A 21330-nucleotide genomic window follows, 5' to 3' on the forward strand; every position below is an offset into this window, starting at 1 on the left:
GGCAGCCTTCTTGAATTTACCATTACCCTCAAATAATGCGTCAGATAACGGAAACAAGCTATAATAGAAGGCATATGAGAGGGGGAAGCACCGTTGATTGCAAATGAAGCCTATCGACAGTTAAAACAGATGATCTACTCCCTCGACACCGTCAGTCTTGAGATTTGCCGTAACCATGATCCACTGATTATCTCACCTGCTCATTCTCATCGAATCGGGTTTGTCAAAAATATAAAAGGAACAATGGGAGAGAACGGGAAGAGACAGGTAGTTGAAGCAGGCGATGTGTTTTTTATCAAGCCGAAGACGAGCGTTTCTTTGCGGACGGAACCAGACAAAGAGCTGGAAGTCTTCTTCATTGCATTCTCCTATTGGATCGAACAAAACGAAACAGGGAAAGAGAGAGTATTTGTTCCGGGCAAAGAAAATTTTCCCCTGGAAGGGACTTTCCGTGTACGCAGTCATTCGCAGGTATTGCATTTAATGGAAGAACTACATAAAAGCTATGCGTCAAATGAGGAGAGAGAGCAATTTCGGCAGAGATTGTTATTCGAGCGCATTCTGTACATTCTAGTGAAAGATTTTTCTTCGATTGAAAGCAGTGAAAATACGATGGCTAGCATCGAGGAAACGATCCTGTATGTCGACCAGCACTATATGCTCAATCTCACGCTGGAGATGTTGGCAGGAAAGGCGAATGTCAGTCCCAGCTATTATTCACGCATGTTCAAAACGCTAAAGGGTGTGAGCTTTTCCGATTACATGACAAACCTTCGAATCAATCGGGCAAAGGTGCTGCTCCGATTGTCGGGGAGTCGATTGCGTGAGGTGGCACAAAGCGTAGGCTATAACGATGAGTTTTACTTCAGCAAGATGTTTAAAAAAGTCGTTGGCCTATCACCATCGGAATACGTCAAGACGCATATGAGACAAGATAATTCATGAAATCGAGCAAGATTCTTCATGGTATGGTATAGTGGCTATCGATATAATCTCTATTGAAAATGATTTTCAATTTCGATAGAGTTTTATTTTGGTAGGAGGTTTTCTCATCATGAGAGCAAGACTGTTGTTACCCGGCTTTCTTCTTATTTTTATGGTATCTGTCTTTTTGAGTGGTTGCGGTACAGCGACACAAAATGCAGAGGGAACAGCTCCAGCAGCTGCGACCCATACAGAGTCTACGCCAGCAGCTTCAAGTGAAAAACGAGTGATCAAGCATGAGCTGGGAGAAACGGAAATTGTGGGCAAGCCTACGCGCATTGTCGTGATGGACTTTTCCTTTGCAGATGCTTTGGCGACATTGGGTGTAGCTCCTGTAGGAATCTCTGATGACAGTGATGCGAATCTGATCATCCCTGAGGTGAAAGAAAAAGTAGGAACTTATACATCACTCGGTTCTCGTTACGAACCAAACATGGAGCTGATCAGTTCCCTTGCTCCTGATCTCATCATTGCAGATTTGAACAAGCACAAGGCTGTATACGACAAATTAAAGCAAATTGCACCGACGATTGTACTGAATGACCACCAAGCGAACTATGAGCATATGCTAGCTAATTACGCCGTAATCGCGGATGCAGTGGGCATGAAAGAAGAGGGCAAACAACGCTTGGACGAGCATCAAGCGAAAATGGAGGCTATCAAAGCGAAGCTGCCAAAAACAGATGCCAAGCTGAAGGTTCTGCCAGCAGTAGTGAACCCGACCGGATTCTTTGCTCACTCCAATGCTTCCTATGCGGGTTCTTTGATGGAATACCTCGGGTTGGAGGATGCGGCAAAGAGTGAAGAGGCGTATCCAAAAACGAATTTGGAACAGCTGGTTGCCCTCAATCCAGACGTACTGTTTTTGATGAAAACAGGTGACAAGACGATTGTGGATGAATGGAAGACGAACCCACTTTGGCAAAACATCAACGCCGTAAAAAATGGCAAGGTGTTTGAAGTAGCACGCAATAAATGGGCGCTGTCGCGGGGCTTGATCGGATCAGAGTTAAGTTCGGAGGAAGCAGTAACGCTTCTTTCTAGCAAATAAGAGGAAGCTTTGCGGGATGGGTGTCATAGCTGACATCGATCCCGTCGTTTTTGCGGGAGGAGGTTGTACCTATGGAGGGAGCTTCAAAGGCGGGCATCGTTCTTTCGGCAGGAATGCTCCTGCTCGTTTTTGGTTTAGTCGTCAGTATCTCGGTTGGTTGGACAGACATGGGGTTGGTGAGTGGCGTAAAATCCCTTTTTGCCCCCTCTACATCTCAGGAGCATTTGATTGTGACGACGCTCAGGCTTCCAAGAGCGCTATTGGCGGTAATCATTGGGGCCGGTCTCGGTGTGGCTGGTGCGATTATGCAAGCAATGACAGGCAATCCACTTGCTTCTCCACAGACATTTGGGGTTAACGCAGGTGCATCGATGGCTGTCGTAGCTGTCTTGGTACTCTTGCCAAATCTCCCGGTGCCTTTTTTAGCGCCACTCGCTTTTGGCGGGGCTGTCATAGGTGGATTTGCGGTGTACTATCTCGGTGCGGCTGGGGGGATGACTCCTGTTAAGCTGGCTTTGGCTGGCACAGCCGTCCATCTGTTTCTCGCTTCGATTACAGAGGCATTCATCTTGTTTCATCAGCACTCTACCGATCAAGTCCTGTTTTGGCTTGCAGGGTCATTGGATGGAGCAGATTGGACGGATGTGAACCGTGTGCTGCCTTGGTCGATCGCGGGGCTCGTGCTTGCATTTTATATGGCTCGCTCCATCGAGATTATGCGTATGGGTGAGGATGTGGCCAGAAATCTTGGACAACATGTATTTCGGGTACGGACGATCTGTGGAATCATTGTCATCGTACTCGCAGGCTCGGCTGTTGCCGTTGCTGGTCCGATCGGCTTTATCGGATTGATGGTGCCTCATTTGACCCGACTTTTGTTAGGGAGAGAGAGTCAGCTATACCTCCCGATTACAGCGTTGCTCGGTGCATTGCTGTTGGTCTATGCCGACGTTCTTGCCAGGTTCATCGCGTATCCGTATGAGTCGCCAGTAGGCATCGTGACCGCTTTTCTGGGCGCTCCCTTTTTCCTCTATTTAGTGGGTAAGGAGAGGAGAGCTTCATGACACGCAGACAAAGTATTGCACCTGCCTTACTTCTGTTGCTCATCGTCACCGCTGTTATCAGTATCGGAACTGGGGCGGTGTCCATATCGCCGCGTGAGGTAGTCGATTCGCTTTTCGGGACGGGGCCGAAAAATCATAGCTTTATTATTGGAGAGTATCGTTTGCCGCGTGTTGTCCTCGGCATGCTTGCTGGAGCAGGCTTGGCGGTATCCGGTGCTATTTTACAAGGAATGATTCGCAATCCCTTGGCCTCTCCTGATGTAATCGGCATCACCAAAGGGGCGGGGCTCGCCTCTGCCATCGTTATTTTTCTTTTTCCAAAATCTCCTGCTTATTTGCTACCGTTAGCGGCATTTGGGGGTGCGGCAGTTGTCGCGGTTATTTTGTATGTATATACCGCGCGAAAACGCGTCCAGCCCGCTACTTTAGCGCTGGTAGGGATCGCCATCGGGGTCATTTGTCAGGCGGGCATCCAATACCTGATGGTCAAAAATCCGGGGGATGTCAATGCGGCACTGCTCTGGATGGCAGGCAGCTTGTGGGGAAGGGGATGGGAACACGTATGGGCGGTGCTTCCGTGGATACTCATCTTTTTACCGATTGCTTATTTATTGGCGTACCGGCTCGACGTATTGTCCCTCGGAGATGATGTAGCAGAAGGCTTGGGCGAGGATGTGTCGAGCCTGCGTGTTGTCCTTTTGGTAACCTCTGTCGCACTTGCAGGAGCATGTGTGGCGGTTGTCGGTTCCATCGGGTTTGTGGGTCTGCTCTCACCGCATATCGCTCGTCGATTGGTAGGTGGGAAGCACACACTTCTTCTCCCAGTCGCTGCTCTGCTCGGTGCTACGCTCATGGTCGCCGCTGATGGGCTAGGCAGATGGCTTTTGCCGCCGATGGAGGTTCCCGTGGGCATCGTGACAGCTGTCATTGGGGCGCCGTATTTCTTGTATTTGATCGGACGAGAGAAAAGAAGAGGAGTATAAAAGAAGGGACCGAATCTTGCAAAAGGACATGCTTGCCATGAATTTCATTAAGTGGAGATGCGATGTCCACCTATATGTTTTTTATCATATTAGGGTTAAACATACTTAATTTCCTTCTTTACTTAAAAAAAGAAGGAGGACTCGAAGGTTGAAAAAAACGGAAAAACTCGCATCGTTCAGCGATACGAAGTCTTTCCGTTTTTTTATATGCCAGGCTAAGCCAGCGAGGCTGCGGCGCTTTTATTTCGTATCTGCTTTTTGCAAAAAGCTGCGGATAACCTGCACGTATTCGTCTGTCTCTTCCAAATAGCCGACATGCGAGCTGTTTTCAAAGACATGGAGCTCGGCGTTTGGCACCAGAGACTGATAAAAACCTGTCGATTCAGGCGTCGCTTCATCGTAACGGCCACAAACGAACAGGGAAGGGATGTTGATTTGATGTAGCTTTGGTGTGTAGTCGAATGTTTTCAGATTCCCTGTCGGGCAAAACTCAGAAGGTCCCCACATCGTCATGTAAACCTCTTTGTTTGCTTTTGGACGGCTTTCTGTCATGACTGTTGGCATTGGATCAAGGCGGCACACATGGCGCTTGTAGTATTCTTTCATGGCATCCTGGTATTCTTGTGAATCAGTTGTGCCCTGCTCTTCGTGTGTGGCAATGGTTTGTTGCACATCCATTGGCAATTGCTCGATTAAACGATCTGCGTCGTGCTTCCAACGCTCTGCGCTCAGGCATGGGCTGGAGAAGATGATGCTCTGTACCCCTTCCGGCTTAGCATCCACCAAATAGGCTGCTGCTAGCATCGTGCCCCACGAGTGCCCCAGGATATGAACGTCTTTTAAACCAAGGGCTTGTCTGATGCAAGCTAGCTCTTCCACAAAGCGTTCGGTTTTCCAAAGAGTCAGATCAGTTGGGCGATCGGAATTTCCTGACCCGAGCTGATCGTAGAAAATGACGGGTCTGTCGCTGCCTAAGACATGAAGCGTTGATTTGAGCGGATCATGCGTATTGCCAGGTCCTCCGTGAAGGACGATCAGAGGCGTTTTCTCCCCTTCGCCGACACGACTGTACCATACTCTTCCGCCAGGAACTTCAATATAGCCTTCTTGCATGCTCATAGATAATGCCTCCACTTCAGGTTCATGCTGATCTCTTCTTCTTTCAATATAGCATATGGAATTGTTTTTACACTTTTTTTAGAATTGATTTAGAGCGTGTTTAGACCCTCTATTTATCATCACTGGTATAGAAAGCGATGACAGTTGCTTTCGATGAAAATAGGAGGGATCATCATGCGAAAAAAATGGTTAGGTATCGGCTTGTCGGTTGGAGTCACAGGAGCATTGATTTGGGGGTATGGGGCATCAGCGAGTGCGGATAGCACGACGATGGGTGTATATGAATCAGCCCTGCATCAGACGAAGGAAGCGAAAAGCATGACGGCCCACGCGCAGCTATCACTCACAGACAACGGAGCGAAGTTGCTCACACTGGAGGGAGTCGCAAAGATCGATCATAACCAGCACATCGGAAATGTAGATGCGACTTTTACAGACACGCTGGGCGAGAAAAGCATGCAGGCCTTTCTGGAAAAGGATCAAGTTGTGGTTAAAAAAGGGGATAGTAACGTTTATCGGGTCATGGAAAAAATGGATAGAAGACACCAACCAGAAAATGACGACGATAACAAACGCGGCGCCATGATGCATAAGCTGTTTGCTACGGTATTCGGCGATCTCGGAAAAAACGCGACCGTTGAGAATCTACCGGATGGAGGCAAGCGTACGTCGCTTCAGCTCTCCGAAACGCAAATTCCGGCATTTATTCAAGCAGCTGGACCTATTCTCTACGATAAGCTCGCCGAACATAGTCAAGAAGCGTCTTCCTCTGAAAACCATCTATCTGTCCAGCTTCCTCGCTTGCAAGAGGATTTTCAAGTGGACCAAGTATCGCTGAACGCCAAGATCGACGAAAAAAATCAAATCGAACAGCAATCTGCTGTGGTGCACCTCTCGGGAACGGACGCGTCTGGGAAAGTCCACAAGCTCCAGCTTTCTTTGGATATCCGCTTGTCCGATCTGGGTACGACCACACCTGATCGCATCGATCTTACAGGCAAACAAGTTGAGAAGGTTTCCCGTGAGGACATGAAGAACAAAGGGAGAAAAGGCTGGACGAAGCATTCCGATTCCGAGTAAACCATGACTACAAGGGGGTGATGAACCATGTCGATCAAAACAAGACTTTTGCTCTCCTATATTGCCATGATTATTATCCCCCTTGTTTTGTTTGGATTGGTGGCATCGGGATTGGCGAATTACTTTTGGGGGGAACGAGAAGCAGGCAAACCGTTCCTTCGTGATACTCTCAATAAACGAGACGAGTTGTTTGCTGGTGTCACATTCATGGCCAAATACGCTCCCAATCAATTGACGAACCAGAACATGCTAACAGAGACGGATGAGCAGCTACAAGCAGTTGGCGGAGCATTGATACTGACAAAGGACGAAAAAGTACTATTCCTCTCCCAGTCGATTGATAGCGCTGACTTGCCTGACTATTTGCAGGATCAGCCGGATCAGGGGCGCATGCATAGCTGGAAGCAGTTTCAACAGGACAGCTACACGTTTGATACGTACGAGTTTACTTTTGCTGATCAGAGTAAAGGAAAGCTCTACTTCCTCGCAAATTCTTTCCCATTTATGCAGACAGGCATTTATTTTTTTATCGCATTGATTCTCAGTCTTCTAACGATTGTGGCGCTGACGAACGGTGTACTAACGTTTCTTGTTTCACGCAGTATCATTCGACCTTTGTACGCATTAAAGCAGGCAGCGAACGAAATGAAAGAAGGCAATCTGGAGCGCCCTGTTCAACTCCATCGCAAAGATGAACTAGGAGAGCTGGGAGAAGCATTTGAAGAGATGCGTGGCAGATTGTATGATTCGATCCACTTGCAGCTTCAGTATGAAGAAAATCGTAAACAATTGATTTCTAGTATTTCCCACGATCTGAAAACACCCATAACAGGAATCAAAGCCTGTGTGGAAGCGGTTCAGGAAGGGATTGCGGACACAGAAGCGAAGCGGGAAAAATATATGAAGATGATTGCCATCAAATCAGAACAGATGGACCGTCTGATTGATGAGCTATTTTTATTCTCGAGACTGGATTTGAACAAGCTTCCCTTTCACTTTGAAGAAGTCGATATGCGAGCATATATGGCTCAGTTTACCGAGGAGCTGCGGCTAGATCCGCGGATGAACGGCGTTTCTATTCGCTATGACGAGCATAAGGAAAGTCCGATTCCAGTCATGGCTGATCAGGAAAAACTTCATCGCGTGCTCATGAATATCGTGGACAATAGCCTGAAGTACTTGAACAAGGACGAGAAGCTGATCCTATTGGAAGTGGAGAAAGCTGACGGTGAAGTGATTGTGGCGATTTCAGACAATGGGACAGGAATTGAAAAAGAAGCCATGCCCCATATTTTTAACCGTTTTTATCGGGCGGACCCTTCGCGTAATTCGGCCATGGGAGGCAGTGGTCTTGGACTCGCCATCGTCAAACAAATTGTGGAGGGGCACGGTGGTCGTGTTTGGGCGGAGAGTGAAAGCGGACGCGGAACCCGCATTTGTTTTACCTTGCCAGATCTCAAGAGAGCCGGGGGTGACATGGAATGAAACACATTTTAATTATTGAAGATGACACGGTGATCGCAGAGGTGCAAAAGGATTACTTGGAGGCAAACGGCTACTCGGTCGATGTCGCTACTTCCGGGGATACGGGCCTACAAAAGGCACTGCGAGAGGAGTATGACCTCCTGATTCTAGACCTGATGCTCCCCATCGTGGATGGCTTTGAAATCTGCAAGCAAGTCCGGAAAGCCAAAAATATTCCGATCCTGCTCGTCTCCGCTAAAAAGGAAGACATCGACAAGATCCGTGGTCTGGGTCTAGGGGCCGACGATCATATCAGTAAGCCGTTTAGCTTGGGCGAACTGGTAGCGAGGGTCAAAGCCCATCTAGCCCGTTACGACCGTCTCGTCTCCGATTCCAAACCGCGTACGGCAAAAGAGGAGATCAGGCTTCGTGGGGTTCGCATCGACAAGCTGGCGCGGAGGGTTTATATCAATGGAAACGAAGTAGCTTTCACTTCCAAGGAATACGACCTCCTGCTCTTTTTGGTAACCCACCCGAACTGGGTATTTAGCAAAACGGAACTGTTTGAAAAAATCTGGGGTCTCGATTCCTACGGGGATATCGCGACGGTGACGGTGCATATCAGCAAGCTGCGGGAAAAAATAGAAAGCGATCCGGCTAAGCCACAATACATCGAGACGGTGTGGGGTGTCGGTTATCGATTTTTACTATAAATAGGTGGAAACGAGTGAACTATCTTTTGTGAGAGCAATAAAGAAATACTGCATACGTAAACACTTGGGTATTTCGTACCAAGTGTTTATTCTGTTTACCAAAAATCGACAAACTTAGGTAAAATAAATGGCAGATGTCGAATAGTGTGTGAGTAACGCGAGCTAAGGGAGACACAGATCATGGAGAGAAAAATCAAAATCCTCGGAACAGGGAAATACTTGCCCACTCGGCGTGTGACAGCAGCAGAACTGGAAGAAAAGCTGGGACTTGCGGCTGGATGGGTAGAGAAAAAGTCCGGGGTTAGCGTCAGGCATTTTGTAACGAACGAAACGGCAGCACAGATGGGAGCCATTGCTGCTAGGCGTGCTTTGGAAGCGGCGGGCCTCTCTCTTCACGATATCGATTGTATCGTATGTGCAAGCGGAACGGCGCAACAGGAAATCCCATGCACGGCTGCCTTGATTCAGGAAGAGCTTCAACTAAGCAAATCAGGTATTCCTTGCTTTGATATAAATGCGACATGCCTTAGCTTCGTCACTGCGCTGGATGTGATGTCGTGCCAGATGGCGGTTGGTATTTACAAGCGAGTTTTGATTATTTCATCTGAGATATCCTCCGCAGGTTTGAATTGGGAGCAAAAAGAGAGTTGTGTGTTGTTCGGAGATGGAGCTGCGGCTGTTGTCATCGGCAGGACGCCTGAAACAGAAAGCTCCCGCATCTTGGGTTCAAGTATGAAAACATACAGTGAAGGGGCGCACTATTCCGAAATAAGGGGTGGCGGTACGCTGATCCACCCGAGCCAATTTGCGCAAGGACGAGAAGCAGACTTTGCATTTGATATGGACGGAAGAAAAATTTTTCGCCTGACCTCACAGCTGATTACCGGATTTGTGGATCGCTTGCTGTCCGGAGCCTCCGTAACCAAGGAGCAAATTCGTACAGTCATTCCTCATCAGGCCAGTGGAATGGCGATGCGGATCATGGCAGGCAAGCTCGGTTTTAGCGACCAGCAAATGGTGAACATTCTAGCAGAGCATGGCAATGTCATCGCAGCTTCCATTCCAATGGCGCTGCATGAAGCGATTGGGCAGAATCGGGTACAGAGAGGCGATCACCTGATGCTGCTGGGCACATCTGCCGGCTTGTCTCTCGGAGGAATTGTGCTTGAATACTAAACAATCAGTCTTGCTGACAGGAGGACGAGCTCCAGCTACGTTAGAGCTAGCGCGTTTGCTGGGTTCTGTGGGACATCGAGTCATTGTAGCAGAGAGTGCGCGGCGACATTTATGCCAGCACTCTCGTTATGTAGAGCGCTCCTACCAAGTGCCTCCTCCCCGTCAGCAGCCCGATGCTTATATCGAAAAGCTGTGCGAAATCATGCAGCGCGAGCGCATCGATCTGTTGATCCCGACTTGTGAAGAGATATTCTACGTCTCGCGCGGGCGGGATCGCTTGCTTGACTTTGGTGAAGTGCTTGTAGAAGGTATCGAGGTACTGCGTTCGTTGCACGACAAATGGCTTTTTGCCGAAATGGCGCGCGAGGTGGGAGCACTGGTTCCAGAGACAGTTCGGGTACAATCTCCTGCTCAACTGCGGGAGGCCATGCTACAAGCAAGCGGGCCTGTTGTGCTGAAGCCCGTCTATTCGCGCTTTGCCGCTCATGTACAGATCGTGGCAGACCCGTCCTTTGCGGCAGGGCAGTCTATGCTACCCGAACCGACAGTTGGGCAGCCATGGCTAGTCCAACAGTTTATAAAAGGAAAACAGGTGTGCAGCTACGCGGTTGCTCAGGATGGGCAGCTCGCCTTGTACGCCGATTACGAAACAATACATACAGCAGGGCAAGGGGCCTCGATTCACTTCGCCTATTCAGCCCATCCACAGGTAAGAGAATTTGTTAGTCGCTTCGTGCAACGGCATAAGTTAAGCGGACAAATCGCGTTTGATTTCATTGAGAATGAGCAGGGAGAGTTATACGTGATCGAATGCAATCCACGCCTGACAAGCGGTGTGCATTTGTTTACAGGACAGCAAGAGGCTGCGACTGCTTACTTTTCTGATCGGGGAAAAACCGTTGTCCCTGCTGGAAAACAAGCTTGCATGCTAGGGATGGCAATGCTGACATACGGCCTTGCTGGCATGACGAATGGCAAGAAGGCAAAGCGTTGGGTGAGCGACCTGCTTTCTGCGAGGGATGTACTGTTTAGGTGGGATGATCCATGGCCTTTTTTTGATCAGTTCTCCATGCTGGCAGATTTGGCTTGGCAGAGTTTTCGAACGAGAAAAAGCATGATCGCTTGTAGTACGAGCGATATCGAATGGAACGGAGAAGAGTCGTAAGGACGTGAGGAAGATATGAACAAGCGAGTGCTAGTAACAGGGGCGACAGGGTTTCTCGGGCAGAAGCTGGCCACGCGACTGCATGAAATGGGCTATGAGGTGACAGCGCAAGGACGAGACGAGCGAATCGGCCGGCAATTGCAGGAGCAGGGTATTCGATTCCTTCGGGCAGACCTAAAAGATAGAGAAGCCATGTTGAAGGCTTGCCGCGATCAGGACATCGTGCATCACGCGGCTGCTTTTTCCTCCCCGTGGGGAACGTATCGTGACATGTACGAGACGAATGTGACAGGGACCATTCATGTCATCGAGGGCTGCAAGCAACACGGCATAGAGCGTCTGGTCCATGTATCGACGCCGAGTATTTATTTTGCTTTTGACGACAAGCTGGGTATCCGCGAAGATGAGCCGATGCCCGTACGGTTTGCTAATACATACGCACAGACCAAATACCAGGCGGAGCTGGAAGTCGACAAGGCGTTTCTTGCAGGGCTTCCGACGATAACGATTCGTCCTCGGGCCTTGTTTGGCCCTGGGGACAATGCCATTCTTCCCAGATTGATCCGCGCCAATGAAAAGAAATTCGTTCCGCTGATCGACGGAGGCAAGGCGATCATTGATTTGACCTATGTGGAAAATGTCGTGGACGCGCTGATCTTGTGCATGGATTCTCCAGCATACACATTGGGACAGGCTTACAACATTACAAATGGGGAACCAGTGACGATGATTGAGGTGTTGTCAGATGTGTTTCGTCGCTTGGGAGTTCCACTGAAAACGCGCGAGCTGCCATATTGGAAGGCGTATGCGGCAGCTTGGGTACTGGAGACACTCTCCAAGACCGTTTTGGGCTATCGCGAGCCGGTTTTGACGCGTTACTCGGTAGGTGTGCTCGCCAAATCACAAACCCTGGACATTTCAAAGGCGAAGCGCGATCTGGGCTATGAACCGCGGGTGAGCATTGCCAAGGGCATCGAGACGTTTACAGATTGGTGGAGGACGCATGATGGACGTTAAACTAACGCTGATGGACACGGGCTACTGCCAGCAGCTCGAGATGTTTTCCCGAAAAGGCGGCCGGATGAAAAACATCCCGTTTCACGCCATCGTAGGGCTTATCGAGCATCCCGTCCATGGCTTGCTGCTCTTTGATACGGGCTATTCGCAGCGCTTTTTTGAAGCCACGAGCAAGCTTCCTTATTCGCTATACGGCAAAATAACCCCCGTATTCTCGGAGGTACATGAGAGTATTTCTGAGCAGCTCGCAGCACGTGGAATCAAAACGACAGATATAGCAGGTATTCTTATTTCCCATTTTCATGCGGATCATATTGGCGGTTTGCGCGATTTTCCGCATGCGCGACTATACTGCTTTGAGAGTGCCTACAACCACGTCAAGGGAAAGACGGGGTGGGCGGCGCTACGGGAGGCGTATTTGCCTGATTTGATGCCTGACGATTTCGAAGAACGGGTGACTTTCATTGATCTAGGAGGGCTAGTGGCATTGCCAGAGGCTTACGCGCCATACACCGAAGGCTATGATTTATTTGCGGATCAGAGTTTGTACATTGTCGATCTGAACGGACATGCAATCGGGCAGTTTGGTGTGTTCCTGCGCGATCGGGATCATGGAGATGTATTTTTGTGTGCGGATGCCGCTTGGTCGAGTGAAGCCTATCGCGGCAACTTGTTGCCTCACCCGCTGGCTAGGTTGATCATGGCGGATCGACAGGCGTATCGCGAGCATTTGCACAAGCTGCATGTGCTATCCCGCCAACGTCCCGACATGAAAATCATGCCGACACACTGCGGGGAAGTCTGGCAGGCCAGCAGAGGAGAGTTCACATGGAGATCATGACGCTCTTGAAGCAGTATGTAAAAACGAAGTGGCTTGCCCGTCGTTTTTCCTCGCGTGAGCAGCTGGTAAAATGGCAAGAAGCGCAGGTCAGAGCGATGTTGTCTCGCACTTTGCCAGCTTCTCCTTTTTACCGAAAGAGATTGGGAGCGCCAGAACAATGGAGACAGATGGAGCCGATTGATAAAAAGCACATGATGGACCATTTTGACGAGTTGAATACGTGCGGAATCAAGAAGGAAGAAGCATTTGCGATTGGACTGAAAGCAGAAACGACACGCGATTTCACTCCCCAATTAAACGGTGTGACCGTAGGACTATCTTCTGGGACATCTGGTAATCGCGGGCTTTTTCTCGTGGGACCGCAGGAGCAGGCGAAATGGGCAGGGGTGATTTTGGCGAAAGCACTGCCTGGTCAGCTATGGTCGACACAGCGGGTTGCTTTTTTCTTGCGAGCGAATAGCAACCTGTATACGGCGGTCAACAGGCGTCGCATTCAATTCTCGTTCTTCGATCTGCAAATACCGCTCGATCAGCACCTTGATCACCTGAATCAGTATCAGCCGTCGGTGTTGGTTGCGCCCGCCTCGATGTTGAGAATGCTCGCGACTGCCCAGCGTCAAGGGAAATTGCGGATATCTCCGATCAAGGTGATCTCGGTGGCAGAAGTGCTGGACCCGTTGGATCAAACATACATCGCAGAAGTGTTCGGGCAGATCGTGCATCAAATTTATCAATGCACAGAAGGGCTGCTTGCGGTGAGCTGCTCACACGGGACATTGCATGTCAATGAAGACATCGTGGTGGTGGAAAAGGAGTATCTCGATGAGCAAAAGGAGCGTTTCTTTCCGATCATCACAGATTTTTCCCGGGCGACACAGCCGATTATCCGTTATCGTTTGAACGACATTTTGACGGAAAAACGTACGCCATGTCCGTGCGGCTCTGTATTTATGGCGCTGGAATCGATTGAGGGCAGGGCAGATGATTTGTTTGTTTTTCGCCATGAAACGGAAGCCCGTTGGGTATCGGTCTTTCCTGATTTCATCCGCCGTGCCGTCATTACCTCATCTGATGCGATAGAAGAGTATACGGTACGGCAGCTAAGCTATGAGCAAGTGGAGGTAGCACTGCTCATGAAGGATGGAGACGGACCGTCCACGCAAGAGCAGGAGCGAGTACGCCAAGGTCTGGAGCGAGTCATTGCCGATCAGCAAGGACAATTGCCTGCGATTGTGTTTGCGCCGTACGAGTTGAATCTCGGTACGAAAAAATTGCGGCGGGTAGAGAGGATGTTTGTTCAAGGTGAGCAGGCCATTGATTGAATGGTATGAAGGGACCTCGGTGGGGCAAATCCCTTGGGAACAGGCGCAGGATGCCGACTACGCCAAAAGCTATTTGTTGCCCATGATGACAGAACAACCATCCCGCTATGTGCAAAATGTACAGACGCGGATGCATGTACTCCGTGTAGGCGATCGGATCATGCCCGTAACGGTGAACGATACCGAGTACGACAATTCGTATGTCAGTTCGGTGTTTACCCATTACGTGACGTACGCGAAGGAAGAGCTAAGTATGCTCGATTCAGGGGTGTTGAGGCGGGTATTGTCGACTGTACTCACAGGGCTTGGACGCTGGATGAAAAAAAGCCAATGCAACCAAATGGTCATCGTCAACAATTGGCTGTTATCGACGAATCTGTATCATGATGTGCGTGCAGATGAAGTGAAGGACATCACGGAAAACGGCATCCAAAAGTTCCCCGGTCATATCATCGCGTTTCGATCTGTTTGTCGCAGGCTGTACCCGGATTTCTACAAGGGACTCGTAGAGAAGGGCTATCTCATGGTTCCCAGTCGCTACGTCTATCTGTTTCACCCCGATTGGCCAGCGCAGGGCAAGTGGCGGGTCCGCAATACGCTCAACCGCGATCGGAAAATGCTTGCCAAATCCGGCTATCGCATCCTGCGTCATGAGGAGCTGGGAGAACAGCATGTCGAGCGAATCGTTGCTTTATATAACGCGCTGTATCTGGATAAATACTCCCAGCATAATCCACAGTTTTCGGTGGAGTTCGTCCGACTGGCGATGCAAAAGAGGACATTGACCCTCATCGGCTTGGAAAAAGACGGACGGTTGGACGGCATTCTTGGCTATTTTGAGCGAAATGGTGTGATGACGACACCGCTATTTGGCTATGATACGACGCTTCCCAAAGAGACCGGGCTGTATCGGATGCTGTCGTGCCTCTTGGTACAAGAAGCACAGAGCAAGGGCATCCTGCTCCATCAAAGTGCGGGCGTAGGTGCTTTCAAAGCGGACAGGGGAGCCGAGGGGGAACCGGAATATACAGCGGTGTATGTCAAACATTTGCCGTATTATCGTCAATTGGTCTGGAAGGTACTCGCTGTTTTGCTGAATCAAATCGGGATCAAAATGGTGGAGAAGTACCGACTGTAAACCATTTGCACACTTCGACCCTCATCGAACTAACCGTCAGGTACACTACATGTAAGTAGAAACAAGTAGCTTGCCTGAAACGGGGGAACAACGCCATGAATCGAATTTTGTTCGGGATACTTGTCGTCGTGACGACATCATTGATGGGCTCGTCTTTTGCGGTAGGAAAAATTGGATTGGCCTATTTTTCACCATTGCTGCTGGTAGGACTGCGTTTTACGTTAGCAGGACTGATCATGGGAGCGTGGGTATGGAAAAAGCCGCTTCCGAAGTCGGCGGGTGACTGGGGGAAGCTGTGTCTGATCGGATTTTTGCAGACGGCCGCCGTCATGGGGTGTATCTTTTTGAGTCTGCGTACAATTACAGCGGGTGAATCCTCGATCCTGACGTTTATGAACCCACTGCTCGTGGTCATATGGGGAACGCTGTTTCTAGGAATATCCTATCGGTTGACGCAATGGATGGGCGTTCTGATTGGATTGGTTGGGGTGTTCATCACGCTTGGCTTCCATCTGCAATGGGAGACTGGGACGTTGTTCGGCATCGGGTCCGCCCTGGCGTGGTCAATTGCTACGATTCTCGTCAAAAAGTGGGGAGTCCGCTTCAATGTGTGGGTGATGACTGCCTATCAGATGTTGTTCGGAGGAATTCTTCTCCTTGTTATGGGGTTCACGCTGGAAACGCCGAAGCTGATTGTGACACCGACCGCTGTGTTCATCGTCCTATGGCTCGCGATTATGGCTTCCATTGTGCAGTTTGCGACGTGGTTTTACTTGCTGAATCACGGAGATCCGGGCAGGACGAGTGCTTTCTTGTTCCTCGCTCCGTTCTTCGGTGTTTTGTCGGGGTGGTTGCTGCTCGGTGAGGTCGTGCAATGGCATGTGTATATGGGCGGATTGTTGATTTTCGCAGGGATTTTCCTGGTGAATTGGACGTTTGCTCCGCGAAGGCAAATGAGTGAAAAAGCACAGCTGGCAGAGTAGCTAGCTGTGCTTTTTGCATTCATCCACATGCAGTCCGAACTCGGTCATAAATCCAGAGCTGCCTAACGGCGTGACACGGACTGCTCTCCCTCCTGGTACTCGCTCGATCCAGCCAAGCTCAAAAAATCGGTTAGTGAGTGAGGCCCCGAGGCTGCCTGCCAAGTGATGGCGACGCTCGCTCCAATCCAAACACGGACGGGCAAAACGACGCCTGCTCTTCGGCTTTGTCAAAAGGTCAACGCCGAGTGATTGTAGCTTATTTTTTCCGGCTTCACTGAGTACGTAGTCTTGACCGGATGCTTCAATCAACTGCAATTCCAGCATTCTCTGCGTCAGGGCAACGCCCACTTCGCCTGCGAGATGGTCGTAGCAGGTGCGAGCATAGCGGATGGCTCGCAATTGGTCGGACTCGCGCAAGGAACGAACCGGCTTAGGTGCAGCGATAGTCATTAACGATTCCATGGCTTGGGCGACTTCGGGGTTGGCTAGGCGATAGTAGCGATGTCGGCCATGCGATTCGCTGACCAAAAGACCGCCTTCCACCAGCTTTGCCAAATGCGTGCTTGCCGTTTGAGGGGTGACTTTTGCGTTTCGGGCGAGTTCACTGGCGGGGAGTGCCTTACCGTTCATCAGGCTGACAAGGATGGAGACGCGGGATGGTTCTCCTATGAGAGATGCGACCTCTATAATATTCGGACTGGTACTCATCAGACAGTGGACCTCCTCATCCTTTTTCTCTTCTTACCCATGACTCTAGCAGATTCTTACAGTGAAAAAAACAAGAGATGTTCCGTAAATAGTTGTTGTAAAATATATCCAAACAAGGATGGGGGAGATCTACATGGAGACCAAGCAATGGCGAGTAGGAATTTTTTTGTTTGACGATGTGGAGGTGTTGGATTTTGCAGGTCCGTTTGAAGTATTCTCGGTGACATCTATGGAAAATGGCAGCCATATACCTTTTCGTGTAAAAACGGTATCGGAAAAAGGGAGTATGATTCAGACGCTGAATGGTCTGAAGGTTCAACCTGATTACAGTTTTGCCAATATGCCTGTTTTTGATATTCTCATCATTCCTGGTGGGATAGGTGCGAGGGAACGAGAAGTACATAATGAACAAGTAATCAACTGGATTCGTGAACAAATGCAGCAGGTGGAGCTGATGGCCTCTGTCTGCACAGGAGCTTTTTTACTTGCAAAAGCAGGCATATTATCGGGCAAAAAAGCAACGACCCATTGGGCCAGTCTCGATCGTATGGAAAAGGAATTTCCAGAAGTCGTTGTGCAAAAAGGAGTAAAATTCGTGGATGAAGGAAATATCGTGACATCTGCTGGGATCTCAGCGGGTATCAATATGTCCTTTCACATCATCAAACGATTAGTAGGCGCGGAAGTAGCAGAACAGACTGCGAAGATAATGGAGTATGATATTGTCCTCTAAATGAAAGCGGCAGTCCATCTTTTTGGATACAAGAAAAAGTGATGGACTGCCGCTGATGAACAGCTATACGATCATTTCGCGGTAATGCTTTCGCCTTGACGCGGATTCAATCCGTTTTCCCATTGCACGCGAATGGATTTGCTGTTGAACAAATCTTTGCCGTCAGAAACCTGATAATGCAGATGAGGCTCGCTGGAATTACCAGAGTTGCCGCATACCCCAAGCAAATCCCCTTTCTTCACATGATCGCCAACCTTTACCTTGGCGGAGCCTTCCTTCAAATGGGCGAAATAGCTGAATTCTCCGTTGCCATGATCGAGGATGACGACGTTGCCAGCGGGCTGCTGTGCGTTCATCGCTCCGACAGGGACATTATCCTTGATATCATTGACGACATGCACGACGGTTCCTGCCTGCGGTGCGAGTATTTCTTGCCCGAATGCGAAATAGCTCTCGTTTTTCGCTGGATCACCTTTGTAGGATAATCCGTCTTTGACCTGAATCAGATCGTATGCATAGCGTTGACTTTCCACCTCGTAGTGATAGTTTGAAAGGACATTCTGACCTCCCCAGAACACATACCACTCACCTGTAAACGGGGCGCTATACGCCAGCTTTGTCATAGCATTGTCGGTGTCAGGGTAGCTTTGCAATGGCTTTAATAAAACGCCTGTAATGATCCCTTTTTCATCCATCGTAAGGACGAGACCCCGTTTAGCGTCCTGATCCACCCAGGTATCATAATAGCTCCCGTTTACGTACGTGTGGGAATGGTGATTCCACGACTTCAACCCCTTGCTAAAAGCAGTATACCCTTCTACAAATTGTGCTTTTGAAACCTGCTGTTTGAATGACGAGCTTGTTTGCTCATACACATCCTCTATTTTTCCGTTATGGAGAGCTTGCACAAAAGATTCCGTTTTAACCGTCATCGACTTTGCACCTTCTTCTTTCTTTGTGGGGGATTCAGTAGTAGAGGGTATTGCGGTTGCTTCTGATTGCGTAGCACATCCTGTCAACAGAATTGCTCCTACACCGAGTGAAATCCAAACTTTTTTCATGTTGCCACTCCTATCTTGTTTTAAGCGTTAGCTCTATTATAGAAAGCCACTCTTATCGGACATGAAACGCTACCTTACAGGATGCTTAAATCGAACGTACGCAAAATTATGATTCCGTTAAGGTTGTTGTGGACGCGCGCTGACACTACGCATGATAAAATGGAGGATAACGCAAAAGCGCAAAAGGAGCGAAGTGATCGTGAAAGATGCAACTATCCTTCTCGTGGACGATGAGCAAGCCATTCTCCAATTGCTTGAGACCGTACTGCACAAAGAAGGATTCCACTCGATCGACAAGGTGAAAACGTCTGAGGAGGCGCTCTGTGCATGCGAACGAAAAAGCTATGACCTGATCGTCTTGGACGTAACGCTTCCGAACATGAGCGGCATAGAAGCATGTCCATTCATCCGCCGTCTGACTGATGCTCCGATTTTGTTCTTGAGTGCGAGAGATACCGATTTTGACAAGCTGACCGGATTTGCTGTTGGTGGGGATGATTACGTGACGAAGCCGTTTAATCCGATGGAAATCGTCGCACGTATCAAGGCATTGCTTCGCCGTACGCGCAAACTGAACCCAGTCGTACCGACAGCACCCGTTCAAGGGGTCTATGATTTTGGCCGTTTTCAAGTCTATGAAGCAGCAGGGGAGCTCTATGTGGAGGGGAAAGTCATTCCTTGTCCGTCCCTTGTTTTTCAACTGTTGCTATTTTTGTGTAAAAATCCGAATCGGATATATTCGAAAAGCGAGCTGTACGAGCGAGTATGGGGCGTGAATAGCTTACGTGATGACAACACCATCATGGTACATATCCACCGGATTCGGGAGCGCATCGAGCCCGATCCAGCGCAACCGGAGTTTTTGGTGAACGTCAGGGGACTCGGGTACAAAATGGTGAAAAAGGGCCTTCCTTATGAATATTAAGAGCAGAATCGCGCTCCATCTGATCATGTGGCTGGTGCTGGTTGGCCTCATCCTCTTTGTGTTAGCCGGGTTTACGTTATATTGGACGCTTGAAGAAATGACAAAGGTACAGTCCTCACGTGAATTTGAGAGTGTCGGCTTGCAGCGGCTGATCCAGACCATTGAAGTAGAGGGGGGGGATGTCCGTTTTGACCCGAAGCTGCTGGAGCAGGTGCGAGATAGCGGGGGGTGGCTTCAGCGAATTGATGAAAAGGGTTATGTCACCGACTCTTTCTTTACCCCGCCTGACGTACCCAGTTATTACGGTCCTGGTCAATTAACGGCTTATTGGCTCCGAAAAAGCCCGTTTCCGTATCGGTTATCGTTATGGATACAGGAAAAAGACGGCGTGGTACACACCTTGCTGTATGGGATGACGAACCGCGATGACGATTTCTTGCAGCAGATGATTAAGGAGGCTGATCTGAAAAATAACGAGATCATGCTTCCTCTAAGCACCCAAAACCAACTGAAGAGTAAAGAGGGCTGGGTACAGCTCCTGGACCCGAAGGGAGCAGAGCTGGCTTCATTCAATAAGCCTGCAAAAGCGATCAAAGATTTCTCTGTGGAAGAGCTGGCGCTACGCTCGATATACCCGGATCGCTACGGAGCAACAATCGTATCGCACTATGATCAAAAAAGCGGCCAAACCTGGGTACTCAGTTATCCGTTGTCAGGAACGACTCCCGGGGAAGAACCGCTTTTGACACCGGAAAGTAAGGCCCTTTTCATCGGAATGGGCATGCTGCTCTTATCGGCGATGTTCGTCTTCGGGATTGTGTCCTACTTGTTCGGACAGCGATTTGGCGCACCGATTGTTCACGTATTACGGTGGCTGACCTTTCTGCGTGGAGGAAAGTACGAGGAGCCTACCAATGCGGATGGTGTTCCACTCAGCCAAGACAAGCGAGGGAAGAGAAAGCGCAAATATCGTATCTACCAAGATGTGATTGACTCGATGGATTCCTTGTCACAAACGCTTTACCGCAACGAAAAGCTGCGCCAAGAAACGGAGCAATTGAGAAATGAGTGGATCGCAGGCGTTTCTCATGATCTAAAAACGCCGTTGTCCTCTGTCAAAGGATACGCGCATCTGTTAGGAAATGCTGAGTATACGTGGACGACAGAAGAGGTACATACTTTCGCGAAAATTATTTTGGACAAGTCAGCGTATATGGAAGACTTGATCAACGATTTGGCGCTGACGTATCGATTGAGGAACGGACAAGGAGCTCCTTCAGTAGAGCTCGTTGACCTGAATGGTTGCACGGCTGAAGCTATTACGGAAGCAGCCAAACATCCCTTGTACCCGGAAGGCTGCATCCGGTTTACCCCCTCTGCCGAGCCTGTTTACATGCTCATCTACAAGCCTTGGTTTCAGCGAATCGTGGATAATCTGGTTGCCAATGCCTTGATTCATAATAAAAGCGGTACAATTGTATCCATCAGCGTACAGGCTGTCGAGCCATCAACAGTTGTGCTCATTTTTAGCGACAATGGTAGTGGGATGGATGAAGAAACAGCAGATCGACTATTTGAGAGGTATTATCGTGGCACAGACACCGAGTCCAGGACGGAAGGCTCTGGTCTTGGGATGGTCATTACTAAAGCATTAGTGGAAGCGTTTGGTGGTTCCCTCGAAGTGAAAACTGCTGTCGGGCAGGGGACGACGATTGCGATTACGTGGGAAGCGGAGCAACCGCCTCGGGCGTAAATAGGTTTTGATGGAGAAGAAAAGGCTGCGTTTTGCGAGGTCAGGGTTGA

The 21330-nt window shown here is 49.3% G+C and carries 20 protein-coding genes; 17 read left to right on the forward strand and 3 right to left on the reverse strand.

Annotation, left to right across the window (positions count from 1 at the left end):
- Positions 1 to 93 precede the first annotated feature (93 nt).
- The 4 genes from HP398_RS15135 to HP398_RS15150 all read left to right on the forward strand — a co-directional run bounded on the left by HP398_RS15135 (position 94) and on the right by HP398_RS15150 (position 4082).
- Positions 94 to 945: an AraC family transcriptional regulator gene (locus tag HP398_RS15135; RefSeq protein ID WP_173622994.1), complete on the forward strand. Its 852-nt coding sequence runs from the start codon at positions 94 to 96 to the stop codon at positions 943 to 945.
- 109 nt (positions 946 to 1054) lie between these two features.
- Complete coding sequence (locus HP398_RS15140; RefSeq protein ID WP_017251265.1) at positions 1055 to 2035, forward strand: ABC transporter substrate-binding protein; 981 nt, start codon at positions 1055 to 1057, stop codon at positions 2033 to 2035.
- A 71-nt stretch (positions 2036 to 2106) separates the two neighbouring features.
- On the forward strand, positions 2107 to 3099 hold the full coding sequence (locus tag HP398_RS15145; RefSeq protein WP_017251264.1) for a FecCD family ABC transporter permease: 993 nt from the start codon (positions 2107 to 2109) through the stop codon (positions 3097 to 3099).
- Positions 3096 to 4082 (forward strand): FecCD family ABC transporter permease, encoded by a 987-nt coding sequence (locus HP398_RS15150; protein WP_173622995.1) that lies wholly within the window; start codon positions 3096 to 3098, stop codon positions 4080 to 4082. Before HP398_RS15145 ends, HP398_RS15150 begins: the two co-directional genes overlap by 4 nt.
- Positions 4083 to 4322: 240 nt before the next feature.
- Here the strand turns inward: HP398_RS15150 and HP398_RS15155 are convergent, their stop codons facing one another.
- Positions 4323 to 5201: a proline iminopeptidase-family hydrolase gene (locus HP398_RS15155; RefSeq protein WP_173622996.1), complete on the reverse strand. Its 879-nt coding sequence runs from the start codon at positions 5199 to 5201 to the stop codon at positions 4323 to 4325.
- A gap of 174 nt (positions 5202 to 5375) precedes the next feature.
- On the opposite strand from HP398_RS15155, the gene HP398_RS15160 reads away from it, so the two are divergent.
- The 10 genes from HP398_RS15160 to HP398_RS15205 all read left to right on the forward strand — a co-directional run bounded on the left by HP398_RS15160 (position 5376) and on the right by HP398_RS15205 (position 16100).
- Positions 5376 to 6281, forward strand: coding sequence for a hypothetical protein (locus tag HP398_RS15160; RefSeq protein WP_173622997.1), 906 nt, complete (start codon positions 5376 to 5378; stop codon positions 6279 to 6281).
- A 27-nt stretch (positions 6282 to 6308) separates the two neighbouring features.
- A complete protein-coding gene (locus tag HP398_RS15165; protein WP_173622998.1) occupies positions 6309 to 7766 on the forward strand; it encodes a sensor histidine kinase in 1458 nt (485 codons plus the stop codon).
- Positions 7763 to 8458, forward strand: coding sequence for a response regulator transcription factor (locus HP398_RS15170; RefSeq protein ID WP_017251259.1), 696 nt, complete (start codon positions 7763 to 7765; stop codon positions 8456 to 8458). The genes HP398_RS15165 and HP398_RS15170 overlap by 4 nt, the downstream gene beginning before the upstream one ends.
- A 180-nt stretch (positions 8459 to 8638) precedes the next feature.
- On the forward strand, positions 8639 to 9634 hold the full coding sequence (locus HP398_RS15175) for a beta-ketoacyl-ACP synthase III (protein WP_017251258.1): 996 nt from the start codon (positions 8639 to 8641) through the stop codon (positions 9632 to 9634).
- Positions 9624 to 10799: an ATP-grasp domain-containing protein gene (locus HP398_RS15180; protein WP_173622999.1), complete on the forward strand. Its 1176-nt coding sequence runs from the start codon at positions 9624 to 9626 to the stop codon at positions 10797 to 10799. Before HP398_RS15175 ends, HP398_RS15180 begins: the two co-directional genes overlap by 11 nt.
- Before the next feature lie 15 nt (positions 10800 to 10814).
- A complete protein-coding gene (locus tag HP398_RS15185) occupies positions 10815 to 11816 on the forward strand; it encodes an NAD-dependent epimerase/dehydratase family protein (RefSeq protein WP_173623000.1) in 1002 nt (333 codons plus the stop codon).
- Positions 11806 to 12657 carry an MBL fold metallo-hydrolase gene (locus HP398_RS15190; protein WP_173623001.1) on the forward strand — a complete coding sequence of 284 codons (852 nt, stop codon included), beginning with the start codon at positions 11806 to 11808 and terminating at the stop codon, positions 12655 to 12657. The genes HP398_RS15185 and HP398_RS15190 overlap by 11 nt, the downstream gene beginning before the upstream one ends.
- A complete protein-coding gene (locus HP398_RS15195; RefSeq protein ID WP_173623002.1) occupies positions 12645 to 13979 on the forward strand; it encodes a F390 synthetase-related protein in 1335 nt (444 codons plus the stop codon). The genes HP398_RS15190 and HP398_RS15195 overlap by 13 nt, the downstream gene beginning before the upstream one ends.
- Positions 13972 to 15117: a GNAT family N-acetyltransferase gene (locus tag HP398_RS15200; RefSeq protein WP_173623072.1), complete on the forward strand. Its 1146-nt coding sequence runs from the start codon at positions 13972 to 13974 to the stop codon at positions 15115 to 15117. Before HP398_RS15195 ends, HP398_RS15200 begins: the two co-directional genes overlap by 8 nt.
- 95 nt (positions 15118 to 15212) lie before the next feature.
- Positions 15213 to 16100 carry a DMT family transporter gene (locus tag HP398_RS15205; RefSeq protein ID WP_017251252.1) on the forward strand — a complete coding sequence of 296 codons (888 nt, stop codon included), beginning with the start codon at positions 15213 to 15215 and terminating at the stop codon, positions 16098 to 16100.
- Here HP398_RS15205 and HP398_RS15210 read toward each other — a convergent pair whose 3' ends face one another.
- Positions 16101 to 16808, reverse strand: a complete 708-nt coding sequence (locus HP398_RS15210; protein ID WP_173623003.1) for an ArsR/SmtB family transcription factor — start codon at positions 16806 to 16808, stop codon at positions 16101 to 16103. It lies immediately after the preceding gene.
- A 133-nt stretch (positions 16809 to 16941) separates the two neighbouring features.
- Between HP398_RS15210 and HP398_RS15215 the strand changes: the two genes are divergently transcribed.
- The gene (locus tag HP398_RS15215) at positions 16942 to 17541 is read left to right on the forward strand and encodes a DJ-1/PfpI family protein (RefSeq protein WP_017251250.1); all 600 of its coding nucleotides are present in this window, start codon (positions 16942 to 16944) and stop codon (positions 17539 to 17541) included.
- Positions 17542 to 17612: 71 nt separating this feature from the next.
- Here the strand turns inward: HP398_RS15215 and HP398_RS15220 are convergent, their stop codons facing one another.
- Positions 17613 to 18602 carry a M23 family metallopeptidase gene (locus HP398_RS15220; RefSeq protein ID WP_173623004.1) on the reverse strand — a complete coding sequence of 330 codons (990 nt, stop codon included), beginning with the start codon at positions 18600 to 18602 and terminating at the stop codon, positions 17613 to 17615.
- 199 nt (positions 18603 to 18801) lie between these two features.
- On the opposite strand from HP398_RS15220, the gene HP398_RS15225 reads away from it, so the two are divergent.
- Together HP398_RS15225 and HP398_RS15230 are read left to right on the forward strand one after the other, a co-directional pair.
- Positions 18802 to 19527, forward strand: coding sequence for a response regulator transcription factor (locus tag HP398_RS15225; RefSeq protein WP_017251248.1), 726 nt, complete (start codon positions 18802 to 18804; stop codon positions 19525 to 19527).
- Entirely contained in the window at positions 19517 to 21280 is a 1764-nt protein-coding gene (locus HP398_RS15230; protein WP_173623005.1) for a HAMP domain-containing sensor histidine kinase, read from the forward strand. The genes HP398_RS15225 and HP398_RS15230 overlap by 11 nt, the downstream gene beginning before the upstream one ends.
- Positions 21281 to 21330: the final 50 nt, after the last annotated feature.

The organism is Brevibacillus sp. HB1.4B (assembly GCF_013284285.1).
Lineage (GTDB): Bacteria > Bacillota > Bacilli > Brevibacillales > Brevibacillaceae > Brevibacillus > Brevibacillus porteri.